Here is a 19,296-nt window from a genome sequence, read left to right as displayed (position 1 = left end):
GTACATATCGAGGTGTTTATCATTGACGGAATTAGGACAAAAGCTCAGAGAAGCAAGGGAAGCAAAAGGACTTTCTCTTGACCAATTGCAGGAGATGACGAAAATTCAAAAGCGTTATTTGGTCAGTATTGAGGAAGGGAATTACAGCGTATTGCCGGGGGACTTTTACGTTCGGGGATTTATTAAGCAATATGCAGAAGCTGTTGGACTCGATCCGGAGGAGACCGTACAGGAGCATCTTGGAAAGATGCCTGTAACACCGGCGCAGGAGGTACCGCTTCGCTCACAACAACCGAGAGAAACGGTATCGCGTAATGCTTCTTCCAAGATTATGGATCATATGCCGAAGGTGTTTATTACATTGCTCGTTATAGCTGTTGCGGTTGGGGTTTGGCTCATTGCGCAGCTTTTCTCCGAGCCATCGGCCGATCAGGCAGAAAAAGTAACGCCGCGTTCAGAAGCGAAGGTGCAGGAGGCGAAGGATTCGACTTTAGGCAAGCAGCAAGAAGAACCTAAGGAAGAAGAAGTGAAAGCGGAACAAGCGCAGCCAGCCCCAACTCCTGAGCCGGTACAAGAGCTAAAGGCAGTCCAAACATCAGGAAAGACTACTACGATGGAGCTTCGTAATAACAAAGGCTTTACTGTGGAGATTACCGCTAAAGGAGCATGCTACATAGATATTAAGAACGGTGCAGGAAAGCTTTTTTACAGCGGTACGTTAAACGAGGGAGAAAGCCATCAGCAGGATATGTCAGCGGAAGAGGTTGTTCGCCTGAATATCGGAAGCTCGCCGAATGCTGACATAAAAATTAACGGTCAAGCCGTTGCTTATCCGCAGGACCCGAAAGATTTTTATCATCAAATTTTGCTCATTAAAAATTTGGGTGTATCGCAGGCACAACAGCCTGCTCAACAATAGTCATCATTGCGATGACTATTTTTCAATGAATAACCGCTTTACATATGATGGAGGAATAGCTGTGAACTTGCCAAATAAAATTACTGTTTCAAGAATTGCTTTAATCCCAGTATTTCTACTTGTGATGCTTGTCCCATTTGATTGGGGGGTATATACGATTGGTGATGCTGTTTTGCCCCTGCAGCACTTAATAGGAGCTCTTATCTTTATTATTGCGTCTGCTACAGATTGGGTGGACGGGCACTATGCACGTAAATATAATCTTGTTACAAACTTAGGGAAATTTCTTGATCCGCTCGCTGATAAGCTTCTCGTATCAGCAGCTTTAGTTACGCTCGTAGATCTTCATTATATATATGCTTGGGTTGCGATTCTCATCATCACAAGAGAATTTGCCGTCACAGGCTTGCGTCTGCTTCTTGCGGAAACCGGCGAGGTAGCGGCAGCCAAAATGCTGGGGAAAATAAAAATGTGGACGCAGGTTGTTGCGATTTCTGCTTACTTGCTTCATGACGTTCCGCTTCAATGGCTGCCATTCTCTATTGCAGATGTGTCTATGGCAGTTGCTGTTTTATTTACAGTCCTATCTGGATGGGATTATTTTGCGAAAAATAAAGCTATTTTTGCAAATTCAAAATAGGGGGGCATAGGGATGAATGCGGAAATCATTGCAGTCGGCACTGAGCTCTTACTCGGTCAAATCTTAAATACGAATGCGCAATTTTTATCTCAAAAACTAGCAGCAATCGGCATGAATATGTACTACCAAACAGTTGTCGGCGATAACGCTGATCGTTTGCGTTCTGCCATTGAGACGGCGCAGCAGCGGGCTGATATTCTCATTTTTACAGGAGGTCTTGGACCGACAAAGGACGATTTGACGAAGGAAACGATTGCTGGGGCTGTAGGAAGCTCGCTTGTCTATGACGATGCTGCGCTTCGGTCCATTGAAGAGTACTATAAACGAACTGGACGGACGTTTACAGAGAATAATAAAAAGCAGGCTCTTGTGCTTGAAGGTGCCGTCGTGTTCCCGAATGATCATGGTATGGCTCCGGGAATGGGCTTGCATCAAGATAAAAAGACATATATTTTGCTGCCGGGTCCTCCTAAGGAGATGCGGCCGATGTACGACAGCTACGTAGAGCCTTTTTTACTTCCGCTTACCTCTAAGGAAACACTGCATTCTCGCGTGCTTCGTTTTTTCGGTATCGGAGAATCGCTTTTAGAGGAAACGCTGCAGGATTTAATTGATACGCAAACGAATCCAACGATTGCCCCTCTTGCTGCAGATGGAGAGGTAACGCTTCGTTTAACGGCAAAGCATGCTTCTAAAGATGAAGCAAACAGATTGATAGATGGCGTAGAACGGAAAATATTAGACAGAGTAGGTGATTTCTTTTATGGCTATAATCACGACTCCCTGCAAGGGAAGCTCGTATCTTTGTTAAAGGAAAAAGGAATCACCCTTGCGTCCGCGGAAAGTTTAACAGGTGGATTGTTCAGTGAAAAAATTACGGAAATTTCCGGTGTATCCTCCTTTTTTCAAGGCGGTATCGTTTGCTATAGCAACGAAGTAAAGCAGCATGTATTAGGTGTACCTGCGAGCGTGCTTGAGACAGCTGGAGCGGTGAGTGAAGCTTCTGCCGCTTTGCTTGCAGAAAACGTCAGCAAACTGCTGCGGGCGGACATTGGTATTAGCTTTACGGGTGTAGCAGGCCCTGATGAACTTGAAGGGAAGCAGCCTGGTACTGTGTTTGTCGGTATTGCAGGAAAAGCCATAGAAACGTCAGTGATTTCTCTTAAGCTATGGGGAACGAGACAGCAAATCAGAGAACGTGCGATGAAATATGGGATGTATCATTTATATAAAAAGCTAGAGGGGTAGTCCGTCTAGCTTTTTCCTTTTTCTCTAGGGAAAACAGAATAATAGAGAGAGGAAAAATAAAAAACGAATAAATGTTCGATTTTTATTGGCATTTTTAAATGAAAACAAGTATAATAAAGATAGTCATAAGAAAAAAGGAGGAAATCTAGTGAGCGATCGTCAAGCAGCGTTAGAAATGGCGTTAAAGCAAATAGAAAAGCAATTTGGAAAAGGTTCTATTATGAAGCTTGGAGAGCAGTCTGAACGTAAAGTCTCCACTGTACCGAGCGGATCATTAGCACTAGACGTAGCACTTGGAGTCGGCGGCTATCCCCGCGGCCGTATTATTGAAATTTACGGACCAGAGAGTTCTGGTAAAACAACAGTAGCACTTCATGCAATTGCAGAGGTACAAGCGCGCGGCGGACAGGCGGCCTTTATTGATGCAGAGCATGCGCTTGATCCGGTATATGCACAAAAATTAGGAGTAAACATTGATGAGCTGCTTCTTTCTCAGCCGGATACGGGAGAACAAGGGCTAGAGATTGCAGAAGCATTAGTTCGCAGCGGAGCGATTGATATTATCGTTATCGACTCTGTTGCGGCACTCGTACCGAAAGCGGAGATTGAAGGAGACATGGGAGATGCTCACGTTGGTTTGCAGGCCCGCCTCATGTCGCAGGCGCTTCGTAAATTATCAGGAGCCATCAATAAATCCAAGACGATTACGATTTTTATTAACCAAATCCGGGAAAAAGTCGGCGTGATGTTTGGAAATCCTGAGACGACACCAGGCGGTCGTGCGTTAAAATTTTATGCGACAGTTCGTTTAGAGGTGCGGCGCGCTGAGCAATTAAAGCAAGGAAATGATATCGTCGGAAATAAAACAAAAATTAAAGTTGTAAAAAATAAGGTGGCTCCTCCATTCCGTACGGCAGATATTGATATTATGTACGGGGAAGGAATTTCAAAAGAAGGGGAAGCTCTTGACATGGCAGCAGAGCTTGATATTGTGCAAAAGAGCGGAGCTTGGTATTCCTACAATGAGGAACGTCTAGGACAAGGACGCGAGAATTCAAAAACCTTCTTAAAAGAAAATAAAGAAATTCTTGATGAAATTTCATTCAAGATTCGTGAGCACTACGGCATCGATTCTGATGAGCCGCGCACGGTCACAGAAACAGAAGAGGATGATTTTTCGCTTCTAGAGGACTAAAATTTAAAAGGCACAGCAATGTGTCTTTTTTTGTTCGATTTATTAATAAGCTTATATTCGCTTTTTTGTTTGAAAATGTGTCAACCATTGATAGGTAAAGAAAGTAAGAGGATACAACCCTTGACAATGAAAATAGTGCCCGATACAATAAGAATGTGTATTCTTTTTTTACCATCTTATGTTACAGTTCTTTTTCAGAAAAAGAATTGTAATTTCGGACAAGACCTGCAAAGCGGTGTTTTAGTTCCGAGTTTTAAACTATGACCATACAAAGTGTCAATTTTAATGAAATGAAAAGGGTCCCAAAAAGGACAACGTCATTTATTGTACATTGAAACATGACAATGTACATGCCGGCAATCTTTTCCTATTCATAGCAAGAGGAGGTGAAGTTATGAGCATAGTTATGGTATTCATCTCCATTTTGCTTGCCGCTATCGTCGGTGCAGTTGTTGGATTTTTTGTTCGAAAGTCCATTGCGGAAGCGAAAATTAACGGTGCTGCCAATGCTGCTAAACAAATTGTCGAAGATGCAAAGCGTGAAGCAGAATCATTGAAGAAGGAAGCGCTGTTAGAAGCAAAGGATGAAATTCATACACTTCGTACAGAAGCGGAATTAGAAATTCGAGACCGAAGAAGTGAGTTGCAAAAACAAGAAAATCGTCTAATGCAAAAGGAGGAGAACCTCGATCGCAAGGACGAATCGCTTGATAAACGCGAGCAGTTGCTTGAAAAGAAAGAGGATTCTCTAACACTTAGACAACAGCAGATTGAAGAGTTGGAAAGCAAAGTGGGAGAGTTGGTCCAAAAGCAGCAAGACGAGCTGGAGCGCATCTCAAGCTTAACGAGAGAGGAAGCGCGTGCCATTATTTTAGAAAAGGTAGAAAACGAGCTTTCGCATGAGAGTGCCGTTATGATTAAGGAAAGCGAAGCACGAGCGAAGGAAGAGGCGGACAAAAGGGCGAAAGAAATTTTGTCAATGGCAATTCAACGCTGTGCAGCTGACCATGTTGCAGAAACGACTGTTTCTGTTGTAAACCTTCCGAACGACGAAATGAAGGGCCGTATCATTGGCCGTGAAGGGCGGAATATCCGTACACTAGAAACACTGACGGGTATTGATTTAATCATTGATGATACACCAGAAGCGGTTATTTTGTCAGGCTTTGATCCAATTCGCCGTGAAACGGCCCGTATTGCTTTAGATAAGCTGGTGCAGGACGGACGTATTCATCCGGCCCGCATTGAGGAAATGGTTGAAAAATCAAGACGCGAGGTAGATGAATACATTCGCGAGGTTGGTGAACAAACAACGTTTGAAGTTGGGGTACACGGATTGCATCCAGATTTGATCAAGATCTTGGGTCGTTTGAGATTTAGAACGAGCTACGGTCAAAATGTGTTAAAGCACTCTATGGAGGTTGCCTATCTGGCAGGACTTATGGCAGCTGAACTTGGTGAGGACGAGAAGCTGGCACGTCGGGCTGGATTGCTGCATGATATCGGGAAAGCGATTGACCATGAGGTTGAGGGTAGTCATGTTGAAATCGGCGTAGAGCTTGCAACGAAATACAAGGAGCATCCAGTCGTTATTAACGCAATTGCATCCCACCATGGTGATACAGCGCCTACGTCGGTCATTGCCGTGCTCGTTGCGGCAGCAGACGCATTGTCAGCAGCGCGGCCAGGGGCAAGAAGCGAAACGCTTGAAAACTATATTCGCCGCTTAGAGAAGCTGGAAGAGATTTCAGAGTCCTACGAAGGCGTGGAAAAATCATATGCGATTCAAGCTGGACGCGAAGTTCGTATTCTCGTTAAGCCTGATGCAATTGATGATCTTGAAGCGCACCGCTTAGCACGTGATATTCGTAAACGCATTGAAAATGAGCTCGATTATCCGGGACATATCAAAGTAACGGTAATCCGCGAAACGCGTGCGGTCGAATATGCAAAATAAAACAGATCCCTCTCAATGCAGAAGACAGGGGTCAGAAGTAAAGTGGTCTAGCACCACTTTATTTTTTTGTGTTATGAAATGAGAAAGTATTGTTATTTTTGGGGCTAGCCCCAGCTGTGCGAGGTGGCAAGGAATCGTTCGTACAGGAGTAAAGGCGGGTCGCGTTCACTTTTCTTAGAATAGGAAAGTATAAAAAACAAAGCTGATCTGAGAAAGGATTGCAAGAATGAGAATTTTATTTGTAGGGGATGTTGTTGGTTCGTCTGGGAGACAGATGATTCAAGATTACGTTCCGAAATTAAAAAAGAAATATTCACCGACTGTCACCATTATAAATGGTGAAAATGCGGCTGGAGGGCGCGGTATTACAGAGAAGATTTACCGAAGCTTTTTGGAAGCGGGTGCTCAAGCTGTTACACTTGGCAATCATGCATGGGATAATCGTGAGATATTTGAATTTATTGAGAATGCCAAATATTTAGTGAGACCGGCGAATTTTCCAGAAGGTACACCAGGAAAAGGGCTCATTTTTTTAAATTGTAATGGTATGGAGGTTGCAATTATTAATTTGCAGGGAAGAACCTTTCTTCCGCCGCTTGATTGTCCATTTAAAAAGGTGGATGACTTGATTGCACAAGCAAAAAAGAGAACTTCTATTATTTTTATTGATTTTCATGCGGAAGCAACGAGCGAAAAGCAGGCGCTTGGATGGTATGTAGACGGAAGAGCTACAGCTGTTGTAGGAACGCATACGCATGTACAAACAGCGGATAATCGTATTTTACCAAACGGCACGGCGTACATTACGGATGTTGGGATGACGGGACCATACGACGGGATACTAGGAATGGAGCGCGGAGCTGTATTGAAAAAATTTTTAACAGCGCTGCCCGTACGATTTGAGGTGGCAGAGGGCCGTACGCAGCTTAGTGCTGTTCTTATTGATGTAAATCCATCGACAGGAAAAGCGAGCAGAATCGAGCGGATTTTGTTGAATGATGACCAGTCATTTTTTGAGTAACGGGGAGTAAGAGCTATCCTGAATTGTTGTTAACTGTATGAATAAAATTGTGTCGTGCCTGTCTTTCTTAATATGCAGCTTTCATAACCAGTCACTTCTGTGGTAAAAAACGTTTTACTACAGAAGTAAAATCGTTCCGTGTTTGCTTTTCTTAAAAATAGACAATAAATTGTTAGAATAGACAATATATTAAAATTTTTTCGAAAACTTACAATGGATAAGCAGGAATATGAAATCCTCCTCGTGAATATAAGTAAAGTGAACTCAATAACCGCTTATACTTTTGAAAGAAAAACGAGGAGGAAACGACGAATGGAGATATTAAAAGTTAAAGCAACTTCAGTCCCTAATTCTGTAGCTGGTGCACTTGCCGGTGTGATTCGTGAGCGCGGCTCCGCAGAAATCCAAGCAATTGGCGCGGGTGCATTAAATCAGGCTGTGAAGGCAGTAGCGATCGCAAGAGGGTTTGTAGCACCGAGCGGAGTTGACTTGATTTGCATTCCTGCTTTTACTGATATTATGATTGACGGCGAAGAACGGACAGCTATCAAGCTTATTATTGAACCTCGTTAATTTTAACAGCCTGTTTGCTTATAGCAAACAGGCTGTTTTGTATGAAAGGAGATACAGAGTGATGGTGTTTGATGCGCATTGTGATGTGCTATGGCAAATGTGGCAGCGGAAAAGGGGGGCTGCCTTTAACAACGATGATTCCCTGCATGTTACCCTTGAAGGTCTCAAGAAGGGGAAGGGAAAGCTGCAATGCTTTGCTGTCTATGTTCCGGAAGAAGTACCTCATGGACAGCGGTTTGAGGTTGCTCTTGAGATGATTCATATTTTCTATGAAGACATTTTAAAGAAGCATGCAGAAATGAAGCTTATTTTAACCAAGAACGACGTCCTAGCGCTTCAAGAGGAAGAGATAGGAGCGATTTTAACCTTAGAGGGCTGCGATGCTATCGGCAGCAGCTTAATGCGTTTGCATACCTTATATCGTTTAGGTGTGCGCTCGGTTGGATTGACCTGGAATTACGCGAACGCGGTGGCAGACGGTGCGGCGGAGACGAGAGGGGCTGGTTTATCTGATTTTGGGAAGCAGGTCGTACGGCAATTGAACGAATACCGCTTATGGACGGATGTATCCCATTTGTCAGAACGAGGATTTTGGGATGTAATGCAGCTTGCTCATTTTCCGATTGCCTCTCATTCGAATTGCTATTCCCTTTGTCCGCACCCTCGAAACCTAAAGGATGAACAAATTCGTGCACTGATTGCAAGAAACGGGATGATTGGCATTACGTTTGTGCCAATGTTTTTGACGGAGGAACGCCCTGCTGCTATTACGCATATTTTGCGGCACTTAGAGCACATATGCTCATTAGGAGGAGAACATCATGTCGGGTTTGGCTCAGATTTTGATGGGATTACGGAAACCGTGCATGATCTTGGAACCTATGCACAATATGAAAATTTAAAAAATGAGCTGGTTAAACATTACACAGAAGAACAAATCCATTCTTTTTTATATAGGAATTTTGTGAGGAACATCACGTTCTAAACAATCATTATACTAAAATCTGATTGCTGTGTGTGATATTGTAGCAATTCTTAAAAAAATGTTAATAAATTCGTTTCAAATTATTGCATTTTTTCGTTAGTAGGTCTAGAATTGTAAACGAATTAGAACTATGCAAAAAATTCTATAAATTAGAAGAGGTATAATTTGCATACATTGTAGTTTCTTTTTTTAGAAAGTGGTAAACTAGAAGAGTAATAAAAATACACTACAATGAATGCAGTCCAAAGGGGTGTAGGAGATGATTAGTCAACTTTCCTGGAAAGTTGGAGGACAACAGGGTGAGGGTATTGAAAGTACGGGAGAAATTTTCTGTATTGCATTAAACCGCTTAGGATATTACCTGTACGGCTATCGCCATTTCTCATCACGCATTAAGGGCGGTCACACGAACAATAAGATCAGAGTGAGCACAACCGATGTTCGTTCGATCTCTGATGACTTGGATATACTAGTAGCTTTTGATCAAGAAACAATTGACGTAAACTTCCACGAATTGCGTGATGGCGGCATTGTTATAGCGGATGCCAAATTCAATCCGACAATTCCAGAGAGTACTACAGTATCTTTGTATGCGGTTCCATTCACAGATATGGCAACGGAGTTAGGTACGTCTCTTATGAAAAACATGGTTGCTGTAGGAGCTTCAAGCGCTGTTTTAGGCTTAGATGAAAATGTATATGTAAAAGTAGTAGAAGAAATTTTTGGCCGCAAAGGGCAGCAAGTTGTGGACAAGAATATGGAAGCGATTAAACGCGGCTCTCAATACATGAAAGAGCTACTTGGAGATAAAGTAAGCTTAATGCAATTAGAGAAGGCTGATGGCAATCAGCGTATGTTCATGATTGGTAACGACGCGATCGCATTCGGGGCGCTGGCTGGTGGAGCTCGCTTTATGGCTGCGTATCCAATCACTCCTGCTTCTGAAATTATGGAATATTTAATTAAAAAGCTTCCGAAAGTGGGCGGCACTGTTATTCAAACAGAGGATGAAATTGCGGCCTGTACAATGGCAATTGGTGCGAACTATGGTGGCGCACGTACATTGACAGCGTCTGCAGGTCCTGGCCTTTCCCTGATGATGGAAGCAATTGGTTTATCCGGAATTACGGAAACACCGCTAGTTATTGTAGATACACAACGTGGCGGTCCAAGTACAGGACTTCCTACAAAGCAAGAGCAATCTGATTTAATGGCGATGATTTACGGTACGCATGGAGAAATTCCAAAGGTTGTTATCGCGCCAAGTACGGTAGAAGAAGCATTTTATGATGCTGTAGAAGCGTTTAATATCGCTGAAGAATACCAATGCCCTGTCATTCTTTTGACAGACCTGCAGTTATCCCTAGGAAAACAAACGGCAGAGCCGTTAGATTATAACAAAATTCAAATCCGTCGCGGAAAGCTTGACTTAAATGCACAGCCGGAAAGAGAAGGAAAAGAATACTTCAAGCGTTATGAAGTAACTGAGGATGGTATTTCTCCACGTGTGATTCCTGGAACGAAAAATGGTATTCACCATGTAACAGGCGTAGAACACGCAGAGACAGGAAAGCCATCCGAATCAGCACCTAATCGTATCGCGCAAATGGATAAACGTATGCGTAAGCTAGACAGCTTACATTCTAGATTTGATACCCCTGTATTCAAAAATGCAAAGCATGAGCAAGCAGACCTATTGCTAGTTGGCTTTAACTCCACACGCGGTACAATCGAGGAAGCAATGGAACGTTTGGAGAAAGATGGAATGAAAGTAAATCATGCCCAGATTCGCTTAATTCATCCATTCCCAAAAGAAGAGCTCCTGCCTCTTGTACAAAATGCAAAGAAAGTTGTTGTCGTGGAAAACAATGCAACTGGACAGCTTGCAAACATTATTAAAATGAACCTTGGCCACGGTGAGAAGATTTCCAGCTTCTTGAAGTACGATGGAAACCCATTCCTGCCGAAAGAAATTTACAACGAATGCAAAAAAGGGGTTGTTTTAAATGGCAACATTTAAAGAGTTTCGCAATGATGTAAAACCAAACTGGTGCCCAGGCTGCGGAGATTTCTCCGTGCAAGCTGCAATCCAACGTGCCGCTGCAAATGCAGGACTAGAGCCAGATCAAATGGCAGTTGTGTCCGGTATCGGATGCTCTGGCCGTATCTCTGGTTACATTAATTCATACGGCTTCCACGGCATTCACGGCCGTGCTCTTCCAATCGCACAAGGCGTGAAAATGGCGAACCGTGATTTAACAGTTATTGCAGCCGGCGGCGACGGTGATGGCTTTGCAATCGGTATGGGGCATACAGTTCATGCCATTCGCCGTAATATTGATTTAACATACATTGTCATGGACAACCAGATTTATGGTTTAACAAAAGGACAAACATCCCCGCGAAGCAGCGCTGGGTTCAAAACGAAGAGTACCCCGCAAGGTTCCATTGAACCAGCATTGTCTGTTATGGAATTGGCATTAACAGCAGGCGCAACTTTTGTAGCGCAAAGCTTTTCCAGTGATTTGAAAGAATTAACACAAATCATTGAAGCTGGAATTAATCATAAAGGATTTTCTTTAATCAACGTGTTTAGCCCATGTGTAACATATAACAAAGTGAACACATACGATTGGTTCAAGGAAAATTTAAAACGACTAAGCACTGTAGAAGGCTATGACCCATCTAACCGTATGATGGCAATGCAAACATTGATGGAAAATAATGGCCTTGTAACTGGTATTATCTATCAAAACAAGCAACAGCCTTCTTACCAAGAGCTTATCAAAGGATATAGCGAGCAGCCTCTGTCTCAAGCGAACCTTTCTTTAGACAAGGACATGTTCGATGAGCTTGTAGCAGAATTTATGTAAGTGCAAAAGGCCTCTCTGTTGACAGGGAGGCTTTTTGCACGCTAAGAAAAAGTATAACGTTTTGCGGGGACGCTGTCTAGCCCCCGCGACCTGCGGGAGCTTTTCTTATGTATCAAGTATGATATTTCGGTACACTTTTATATAAAACGTATACGCTTTCTTTACTAAAAAAATCCAAAATGATAGAATAATAGTTGACGCCAGTATCTTCCTTCATCGTTATGAGCTTGTGTTGAGAACGAAAGCTATGATAGACAAAGGCCCTCCATATTGTTTAATTGAGCCAAACGATTTATACTATAATAATGTGTATGCAAAAGAAACAATATGCATGATAGGTATACAAAGAAAATGTATATGGAGGGAGATTCGTCGTGAACGAACAACAACGATTGCAAAGTCAGCAAGTGAATTCTTCGGACAAAAAATCCGATCAGGATTACAGCAAATATTTTGAGAAAGTGTACCAACCACCTTCGTTAAAGGATGCGAAAAAACGAGGGAAAGAGGAAGTCAAAGTTCATCGTGATTTCGAGATCCCTGACGAGTTCTTAGGTATGGGAACAGGTAAGAAATTTTATATCCGCACATACGGCTGTCAAATGAACGAGCATGATACAGAGGTAATGGCGGGCATTTTTATGGGACTTGGCTACGAGCCTACTTTTACAGCTGAGGATGCAGATGTCATTTTGCTCAACACATGTGCAATTCGTGAAAATGCAGAGAATAAAGTATTTGGTGAAATCGGTCATTTAAAACCGCTGAAGCAAAAAAACCCTGATCTTTTAATTGGGGTATGCGGCTGTATGTCACAGGAAGAATCTGTTGTTAACAAAATTATGAAGACTTACCAATATGTAGATATGGTATTTGGTACACATAATATTCATCGTCTTCCAAATATTTTACGTGAAGCAATGTTTTCAAAGGCAACAGTCGTAGAGGTATGGTCGAAGGAAGGGGACGTAATTGAAAACCTTCCGAAGGTACGCCGCGGCGATATTAAAGCGTGGGTAAATATTATGTACGGCTGTGATAAATTCTGCACGTACTGTATTGTACCGTATACACGCGGCAAGGAACGCAGCCGCCGGCCGGAGGATATTATTCAAGAGGTCCGTCACTTGGCAGCTCAGGGCTATAAGGAGATTACACTTCTTGGTCAAAACGTTAATGCTTATGGTAAAGATTTTGAAGATATGAAATACGGTCTTGGCGATTTAATGGATGAAATTCGCAAAATTGATATTCCGCGTATTCGTTTTACAACAAGCCATCCGCGTGATTTTGATGACCGCCTCATCGAGGTTTTAGCGAAGGGCGGCAACCTTGTAGAGCATATTCACTTGCCAGTACAGTCCGGCAGCTCAGAGGTATTAAAAATGATGGCGCGTAAATATACGCGTGAGCAATATTTGGAGCTTGTTCGCAAAATCAAAGAAGCTATTCCTGGTGTTGCATTAACGACGGATATTATTGTCGGCTTCCCGAATGAGACGGATGAACAGTTTGAAGAAACCTTATCGCTTTACCGTGAAGTAGGGTATGACAGCGCATATACATTTATTTACTCTCCTCGCGAAGGTACGCCTGCTGCGAAGATGGAGGACAATGTACCGATGGCTGTGAAGAAGGAGCGTTTGCAGCGTTTGAACGCACTTGTGAACGAGCTATCCGCAGAAAAGAATAAAGCGTATGAGGGTCAAGTTGTCGAGGTGCTTGTTGAAGGAGAAAGTAAAAATAACCCGGATGTGCTTGCAGGCTACACACGTAAAAACAAGCTTGTGAACTTTAAAGGTCCGAAGTCTGCAATCGGCCAGCTTGTGCAGGTGAAAATTACAGCGGCGAAAACATGGACGCTAGATGGAGAAATGCTAGAAAAGCCAATTGAGGTGAAGTAGTATATGACACAATATACAAAAGATGATATTGTTGCACGGGCAAAGGAATTAGCAAAAATGATTTCTGAAACAGAAGAAGTGGATTTCTTTAAGCGTGCAGAGGCGAAAATTCACCAAAATGAAACGATTAAGCAAACGATTAGTCAAATTAAGGCACTGCAAAAGCAGGCTGTAAACTTGCAGCATTATGGAAAGACGGAAGCATTGAAGAAAGTAGAATCTGAAATCGATGCACTGCAAGATAAACTTGATGAACTTCCGATCGTGCAGGAGTTTCAGTCCTCGCAGGCATATGTGAACGATTTGCTGCAGCTTGTTGCCAGCACCATTTCCAATACGGTAACAGATGAAATTTTGTTATCGACAGGCGGAAATGTGTTAACGGGCGAAACAGGTGCAGAAGTGCAAAGCAAGCATAGCGGAGGCTGCGGCACCGGCTGCGGCTGTTCATAAGAAAAAGGCGTTCCCTTTTTTAGAAGGGGACGCCTTTTTCGTTTAATTAGGAATGCATAGCCTTCAGATGCTAGCCATACTCTCCATGTTTTTCTTCATAAATCATTCATACAAAAACTACGAACATATTTGGGCGCTAACGCATACAATGTATTGTACGAATTTCTCGAAGGAAATGGTACATCCACGTCTTTTTTCTAGGCGATAGCACATTCCACGAATGTCACGCATATGATGAATTGAATATTCATTGAGGAGGGTTTGGAATGTCCGAATATAGACAGATTATTGTAAAGGCCGTTGTTGGAAAAGGCCGCAAGTATACAAAATCCACCCATACGGTAGACCCGAAAAACTATCCAACAAGCATTTTAGGCTGCTGGGTTATTAACCATGTATATGAGGCGAAAAAATACGGCAAATACGTGCAAATTGAGGGCTATTATGATGTGAATACATGGTACTCGTATGACGAAAATACAAAAACAGAGGTTGTAACAGAACGTGTTCGCTACGAGGAAGAAGTAAAGATTCGCTATCGTGACAAGAATTTTTCAGGTGAGGATCATGAAATTATCGCCCGCGTCATGCAGCATCCAAATTGCTTAGAAGCCGTGATTTCTCCAAACGGTAACAAAATCGTAACGACAGTTGAACGTGAATTTATTTGCGAAGTTGTAGGTGAAACAACGATATGCGTGAAGGTGAATCCAGAAGGCTGCTATGATGATGATGAATACTACTACAGCGTCGATGATGAAGAATTTGAAGATTTAGATCCGAACTTTATGCTGGATTCCGAAGAAGAGTAATACGAAGCTAGGAAGGCTTTTCTTCCTAGCTTTTTGGATTTTAAAAAGGCATAGGTTTCTAGATAAGCAGCCATTCGGCGTAGTGGGAATTTTACGTATAAAGCATAAGTACAACTTCGGCCCTGTCTTCTCCAATCAGCGAGTTTTCTTTATCCCCTCCGTTTGAGAACATGCTATAATAGGGTGAAATACATGAGGAAACTAGAAAGCCGGAGGACTGAAATGGCACAGTATACGCCTATGATACAGCAATATTTAGCGATTAAGGCAGACTATCAAGATGCCTTTTTATTTTTTCGTCTCGGAGATTTTTACGAGATGTTTTTCGACGACGCCGTAAAGGCTGCACATGAATTGGAAATTACATTAACAAGCCGCGACGGCGGCGGAAGCGAGCGCATTCCGATGTGCGGAGTGCCGTATCATTCTGCTAAAAACTATATAGAGCAGCTGATAGAGAAAGGATATAAGGTTGCAATTTGTGAGCAGGTGGAGGACCCGAAAACAGCTAAGGGTGTTGTACGCCGCGAGGTTGTCCAGCTCATCACACCCGGCACGATGATGGAGGGGCGCTCTCTTGATGAAAAGGAAAATAATTTTCTCGTATCGATTACGAGCTTTGAAGATGGTTCATACGGCCTGGCATGCAATGATTTAACAACAGGACAAAATACGGTTACGCTTCTATATGGTTCTATGGAGGACGTGCTGCTTGAAGTGCACGGGCTTGGGGCCAAAGAGGTTGTAGTCAGCTCCTCATTCTCTGGGAATGAGCTGAAGAAGCTAACGGATCTTTTGAAAATTACGGTTTCTTACGAGGAGGACGCATCTGTTCCGGAAGGCTTGGACCACGTCGTACAGGACCTGCAGCAAACAAAGCTCATTGAGACGGTCGGGCGCTTGCTTCGTTACGTCTGGCGTACGCAAAAGCGTTCATTAGACCATTTGCAGCCGGTAGAGCTGTATCAAAGCAACCACTTTATGAAAATGGATGTGCACTCAAAGCGCAACCTAGAGTTAACGGAAACGATTCGCACGAAGGAAAAGACTGGATCCCTGCTATGGCTGCTTGATAAAACAAAAACAGCGATGGGCGCCCGTATGCTCAAGCAATGGATGGAGCGCCCGCTTGTGCGGCAGGAGCAGATTGCGCAGCGTCATAGTATGGTTGAAACGTTTGTGAATCACTATTTTATTCGTGAGGACTTAAAGGAAAAGTTGAAAGAAGTTTATGATTTAGAGCGTTTAGCCGGAAAGGTAGCATACGGGAATGTAAACGCAAGAGATCTTCTTCAGCTGAAGCGCTCTCTCCTGCAAGTACCAAGTATTTTACAGCTGATGGGGGAGTTGGATAACTCTTATATATATGAGCTGATGCGAGGGATTGATCCGTGTGAAGAATTGGCTGAGCTGCTTGAGAAAAGCATCCAAGAAAATCCCCCATTATCGGTGAAGGATGGAGACATCATTAAGGATGGCTATCATGAGAAACTCGATCAATACCGGTACATTAGTAAAAATGGAAAAACATGGATTGCTGACCTGGAAAAGCGTGAACGCGAGCTAACAGGCATCCGGTCGTTAAAAGTCGGCTATAACCGTATTTTTGGTTATTACATTGAAATTACCCGCGCCAATCTTTCCGCCCTTCCGGAGGGACGGTATGAGCGTAAGCAAACCTTAGCGAATGCTGAGCGCTTTATAACCGATGAGCTGAAGGAAAAGGAAGCGATGATTCTAGAAGCAGAAGAGAAAATTGTTCAATTGGAGTATGATTTATTTCTGCAGCTGCGTGAGAGGGTAAAGGAGTATATTCCAAAGCTGCAGCAGCTTGCGAAGGCAATTAGCGAGCTTGATGTGTTTCAGAGCTTTGCGACGGTGAGCGAGGAAGAACAGTTTGTAAGACCTGTGCTTACGACGAAGCAGGAGATTGTTCTCATCGATGGCCGTCATCCTGTTGTTGAGAAGGTGCTTGAGAAGAAAACATACGTGCCGAACGATTGTGTGATGCGCGAGGATTTGAATATGCTCCTTATTACAGGCCCAAACATGTCAGGGAAAAGCACATATATGAGACAACTGGCGCTCATCGCGGTAATGTCGCAAATCGGCTGCTTTGTACCGGCAAAGGAGGCTGTCCTGCCTGTATTTGATCAAATTTTTACGCGTATCGGAGCTGCGGATGATTTAATTTCCGGTCAAAGTACATTTATGGTCGAAATGCTTGAGGCAAAACATGCAATTGCAAATGCAACGCAAAGCAGCTTGATTTTATTTGATGAAATTGGACGCGGGACATCTACGTACGATGGCATGGCGCTGGCGCAGGCGATTATTGAATATATTCATCATAATATCGGGGCTAAAACATTATTTTCCACTCATTATCATGAACTGACTGTACTTGCAGATCATTTGGACAAGCTGCAAAACGTTCATGTTTCTGCGATTGAGGAAAACGGTAAGGTCGTATTCCTTCATAAGATCAAGGAAGGGGCAGCCGACAAAAGCTACGGTATTCATGTTGCGGAGCTTGCTGGTCTTCCATCCTCGCTCATTGCACGTGCAAAGGATGTATTGGAATCCCTAGAAGGGCAGGAGCAACGTGAAAGTGTACCGCCTGCCCGGCAGGAGGAACCATTACTTGCAAAGGAAGCGCAGCTTTCTTTCTTCTCCGTAGATGAACGTCCGGCTGTGGTGCAAGAGAATGCTATTTCCTCGCAGGAAAAAGAGATATTGAACCGAATCCAAACAATGGATTTATTAGATATGACGCCGCTTGAAGCATTGAATGAAATGTACAAGCTGCAAAAAAAGCTAAAGAAGGGATGAAGAAATGGGGAAAATTCGAAAGCTTGACGAACAGCTGTCCAATCTCATCGCAGCGGGCGAGGTTGTAGAACGGCCTGCTTCTGTTGTAAAAGAGCTTGTTGAAAATGCGATTGATGCCAACAGTACGACGGTCGAGATTCACCTTGAAGAAGCAGGCTTATCGAGCATTCGCATTCTGGATAACGGCGATGGGATAGCGGAGGAGGATTGCCTGCTGGCATTTGATCGGCACGCGACAAGCAAGATTCAAGACGAAAACGATTTGTTTCGCATCCGCACGCTGGGCTTTCGCGGCGAGGCGCTGCCGAGCATCGCGTCTGTCAGTGAATTAGAGCTTATAACAAGCACGGGAGATGCTGCAGGGACGCATCTTGTCATTAAAGGCGGAGAGGTCATGCGCTTTGAAAAGGCGGCAAGCCGTAAAGGAACAGATATTACTGTCCGCAGCCTATTTTTTAACACGCCGGCCCGCTTAAAATATATGAAAACAATCAATACCGAGCTAGGCAGCATTACTGATATTGTCTATCGTCTTGCTATGTCTCATCCAGATGTCTCTTTTCGATTGTTTCATAACGAGAAAAAGCTGCTGCATACGTCTGGAAACGGCGATGTTCGGCAAGTATTAGCCGCTATTTACGGCGTAGCGGCGGCAAAAAAAATGATCCCGATTCAAGCCGAGTCTCTTGATTTTACAATAACAGGCTATATGGCACTTCCGGAATTAACGCGGGCATCCCGAAATTATATTTCGACGATTGTAAACGGACGCTATGTAAAAAACTTCTCATTAGTGAAGGCGATCCAGCAAGGGTATCATACGCTGCTGCCGGTCGGGAGGTATCCGATTGGGTTTTTATCGATCGAAATGGATCCGATGCTTGTAGATGTGAATGTTCATCCGGCAAAGCTTGAGGTACGCTTTAGCAAGGAGGCTGAACTCTTAAAGCTGCTGGAAACAGCGATTCAACAGACGTTTCATAATCTGCAGCTGATTCCCGATGCGGCGGTGACAACGAATAAAAAGGTAAAACAAGAAAGCGTGCAGGAGACATTTCAATTTGAGCACCAGGCTCCTGCCTCTTCTCTTCCGACTCGTATATTCGTGACGGATTACAAGCCTGCTCCGGATATCGTACAGGAGGAAGCGATAGCGAAACGGGAATACATCCGTCCTGAGATAACCCCGCAAGAAGATATCGGCTCTGAAGCTCCTGCGTTAGACGATGCAGTGTTAGAAGAGCTAGAAGAAGCGGATGATCAGACATTCGAGGAGTGTCCGCCAACAACCGGCAATGAATTGCCTCCTCTGTATCCAATCGGGCAGATGCACGGTACGTATATTTTGGCTCAAAATGATCAGGGGCTATATATACTTGACCAGCATGCGGCGCAGGAACGAATCAATTATGAATATTTCCGTGAGAAGGTAGGCAAGGTTGCTTCTGAAGTGCAGGAGCTGCTTGTTCCGTACCGCATTGATGTTTCATTGCCTGAATTTTTGCGGCTTGAGGAGCAGCTGGAGGAACTTCAAAAGGTTGGATTGTTTCTAGAGCCGTTCGGTCATCAAAGCTTTCTTGTGCGCTCGCACCCAACATGGTTTCCGAAAGGGCAAGAGGTTGAAATTATTGAGGAAATGATGCAGCAGGTGCTAAGGCTAAAACGGGTGGATATCCGCAAGCTGCGGGAAGAAGCAGCGATCATGATGAGCTGCAAAGCTTCCATTAAAGCAAACCAATATATTACAAATGATGAGATTTTTGCGCTGCTTGAGGATTTGCGCAAGACGACAAATCCATATACATGTCCGCACGGCCGGCCGATTATTGTGCATCATTCGACGTATGAGCTGGAGAAGATGTTTAAGAGAGTCATGTGATAAAT

At 43.6% G+C, this 19,296-nt stretch carries 15 protein-coding genes; all 15 read left to right on the top strand.

Translation table 11 applies throughout. The features are described from left to right. The first annotated feature begins 22 nt into the window (after positions 1 to 22). A complete protein-coding gene (locus AC6HZ4_RS17945) occupies positions 23 to 919 on the top strand; it encodes a helix-turn-helix domain-containing protein (protein ID WP_497491048.1) in 897 nt (298 codons plus the stop codon). A 61-nt stretch (positions 920 to 980) separates the two neighbouring features. Next, positions 981 to 1,559: a CDP-diacylglycerol--glycerol-3-phosphate 3-phosphatidyltransferase gene (gene pgsA / locus AC6HZ4_RS17940; protein WP_497491047.1), complete on the top strand. Its 579-nt coding sequence runs from the start codon at positions 981 to 983 to the stop codon at positions 1,557 to 1,559. A gap of 12 nt (positions 1,560 to 1,571) precedes the next feature. Then, positions 1,572 to 2,807 (top strand): competence/damage-inducible protein A, encoded by a 1,236-nt coding sequence (locus AC6HZ4_RS17935; protein ID WP_497491046.1) that lies wholly within the window; start codon positions 1,572 to 1,574, stop codon positions 2,805 to 2,807. A gap of 148 nt (positions 2,808 to 2,955) precedes the next feature. Beyond that, positions 2,956 to 4,002, top strand: coding sequence for a recombinase RecA (recA, locus tag AC6HZ4_RS17930; protein WP_497491045.1), 1,047 nt, complete (start codon positions 2,956 to 2,958; stop codon positions 4,000 to 4,002). A gap of 394 nt (positions 4,003 to 4,396) precedes the next feature. Next, complete coding sequence (rny, locus tag AC6HZ4_RS17925; protein ID WP_497491043.1) at positions 4,397 to 5,959, top strand: ribonuclease Y; 1,563 nt, start codon at positions 4,397 to 4,399, stop codon at positions 5,957 to 5,959. Positions 5,960 to 6,185: 226 nt separating this feature from the next. Beyond that, positions 6,186 to 6,980, top strand: a complete 795-nt coding sequence (ymdB, locus tag AC6HZ4_RS17920) for a 2',3'-cyclic-nucleotide 2'-phosphodiesterase (RefSeq protein ID WP_497491042.1) — start codon at positions 6,186 to 6,188, stop codon at positions 6,978 to 6,980. Positions 6,981 to 7,292: 312 nt separating this feature from the next. Further along, on the top strand, positions 7,293 to 7,553 hold the full coding sequence (gene spoVS, locus AC6HZ4_RS17915; protein ID WP_129726731.1) for a stage V sporulation protein SpoVS: 261 nt from the start codon (positions 7,293 to 7,295) through the stop codon (positions 7,551 to 7,553). A 58-nt stretch (positions 7,554 to 7,611) separates the two neighbouring features. After that, positions 7,612 to 8,538, top strand: a complete 927-nt coding sequence (locus AC6HZ4_RS17910) for a dipeptidase (protein WP_497491040.1) — start codon at positions 7,612 to 7,614, stop codon at positions 8,536 to 8,538. Between the two features lie 259 nt (positions 8,539 to 8,797). Continuing rightward, positions 8,798 to 10,558: a 2-oxoacid:acceptor oxidoreductase subunit alpha gene (locus AC6HZ4_RS17905; protein ID WP_497491039.1), complete on the top strand. Its 1,761-nt coding sequence runs from the start codon at positions 8,798 to 8,800 to the stop codon at positions 10,556 to 10,558. Next, entirely contained in the window at positions 10,545 to 11,411 is an 867-nt protein-coding gene (locus AC6HZ4_RS17900) for a 2-oxoacid:ferredoxin oxidoreductase subunit beta (protein ID WP_497491038.1), read from the top strand. Before AC6HZ4_RS17905 ends, AC6HZ4_RS17900 begins: the two co-directional genes overlap by 14 nt. Positions 11,412 to 11,785: 374 nt before the next feature. After that, positions 11,786 to 13,315, top strand: coding sequence for a tRNA (N6-isopentenyl adenosine(37)-C2)-methylthiotransferase MiaB (gene miaB, locus AC6HZ4_RS17895; protein WP_497491036.1), 1,530 nt, complete (start codon positions 11,786 to 11,788; stop codon positions 13,313 to 13,315). A gap of 3 nt (positions 13,316 to 13,318) precedes the next feature. After that, the gene (locus tag AC6HZ4_RS17890) at positions 13,319 to 13,768 is read left to right on the top strand and encodes a YlbF/YmcA family competence regulator (protein WP_497491035.1); all 450 of its coding nucleotides are present in this window, start codon (positions 13,319 to 13,321) and stop codon (positions 13,766 to 13,768) included. 266 nt (positions 13,769 to 14,034) lie between these two features. Beyond that, positions 14,035 to 14,580 (top strand): outer spore coat protein CotE, encoded by a 546-nt coding sequence (gene cotE / locus AC6HZ4_RS17885; protein WP_497491034.1) that lies wholly within the window; start codon positions 14,035 to 14,037, stop codon positions 14,578 to 14,580. Positions 14,581 to 14,802: 222 nt separating this feature from the next. Further along, positions 14,803 to 17,412 (top strand): DNA mismatch repair protein MutS, encoded by a 2,610-nt coding sequence (gene mutS, locus AC6HZ4_RS17880; protein WP_497495758.1) that lies wholly within the window; start codon positions 14,803 to 14,805, stop codon positions 17,410 to 17,412. Between the two features lie 4 nt (positions 17,413 to 17,416). Continuing rightward, complete coding sequence (mutL, locus tag AC6HZ4_RS17875; protein WP_497491032.1) at positions 17,417 to 19,291, top strand: DNA mismatch repair endonuclease MutL; 1,875 nt, start codon at positions 17,417 to 17,419, stop codon at positions 19,289 to 19,291. Positions 19,292 to 19,296 lie beyond the last annotated feature (5 nt).

The organism is Ectobacillus sp. OTK (genome assembly GCF_059698935.1).
The sequence above is the reverse complement of the archived record's forward strand: the minus strand, read 5'-3'. Positions and strand labels throughout refer to the sequence as shown.

Bases quoted from the DNA above. Each gene is read 5' to 3' on its own strand.
- AC6HZ4_RS17905 (WP_497491039.1), top strand. From the start codon at position 8,798: ATGATTAGTCAACTTTCCTGGAAAGTTGGAGGACAACAGGGTGAGGGT.
- cotE (WP_497491034.1), top strand. From the start codon at position 14,035: ATGTCCGAATATAGACAGATTATTGTAAAGGCCGTTGTTGGAAAAGGC.
- spoVS (WP_129726731.1), top strand. From the start codon at position 7,293: ATGGAGATATTAAAAGTTAAAGCAACTTCAGTCCCTAATTCTGTAGCT.
- AC6HZ4_RS17900 (WP_497491038.1), top strand. From the start codon at position 10,545: ATGGCAACATTTAAAGAGTTTCGCAATGATGTAAAACCAAACTGGTGC.
- mutL (WP_497491032.1), top strand. From the start codon at position 17,417: ATGGGGAAAATTCGAAAGCTTGACGAACAGCTGTCCAATCTCATCGCA.
- rny (WP_497491043.1), top strand. From the start codon at position 4,397: ATGAGCATAGTTATGGTATTCATCTCCATTTTGCTTGCCGCTATCGTC.
- mutS (WP_497495758.1), top strand. From the start codon at position 14,803: ATGGCACAGTATACGCCTATGATACAGCAATATTTAGCGATTAAGGCA.
- AC6HZ4_RS17890 (WP_497491035.1), top strand. From the start codon at position 13,319: ATGACACAATATACAAAAGATGATATTGTTGCACGGGCAAAGGAATTA.
- AC6HZ4_RS17935 (WP_497491046.1), top strand. From the start codon at position 1,572: ATGAATGCGGAAATCATTGCAGTCGGCACTGAGCTCTTACTCGGTCAA.
- ymdB (WP_497491042.1), top strand. From the start codon at position 6,186: ATGAGAATTTTATTTGTAGGGGATGTTGTTGGTTCGTCTGGGAGACAG.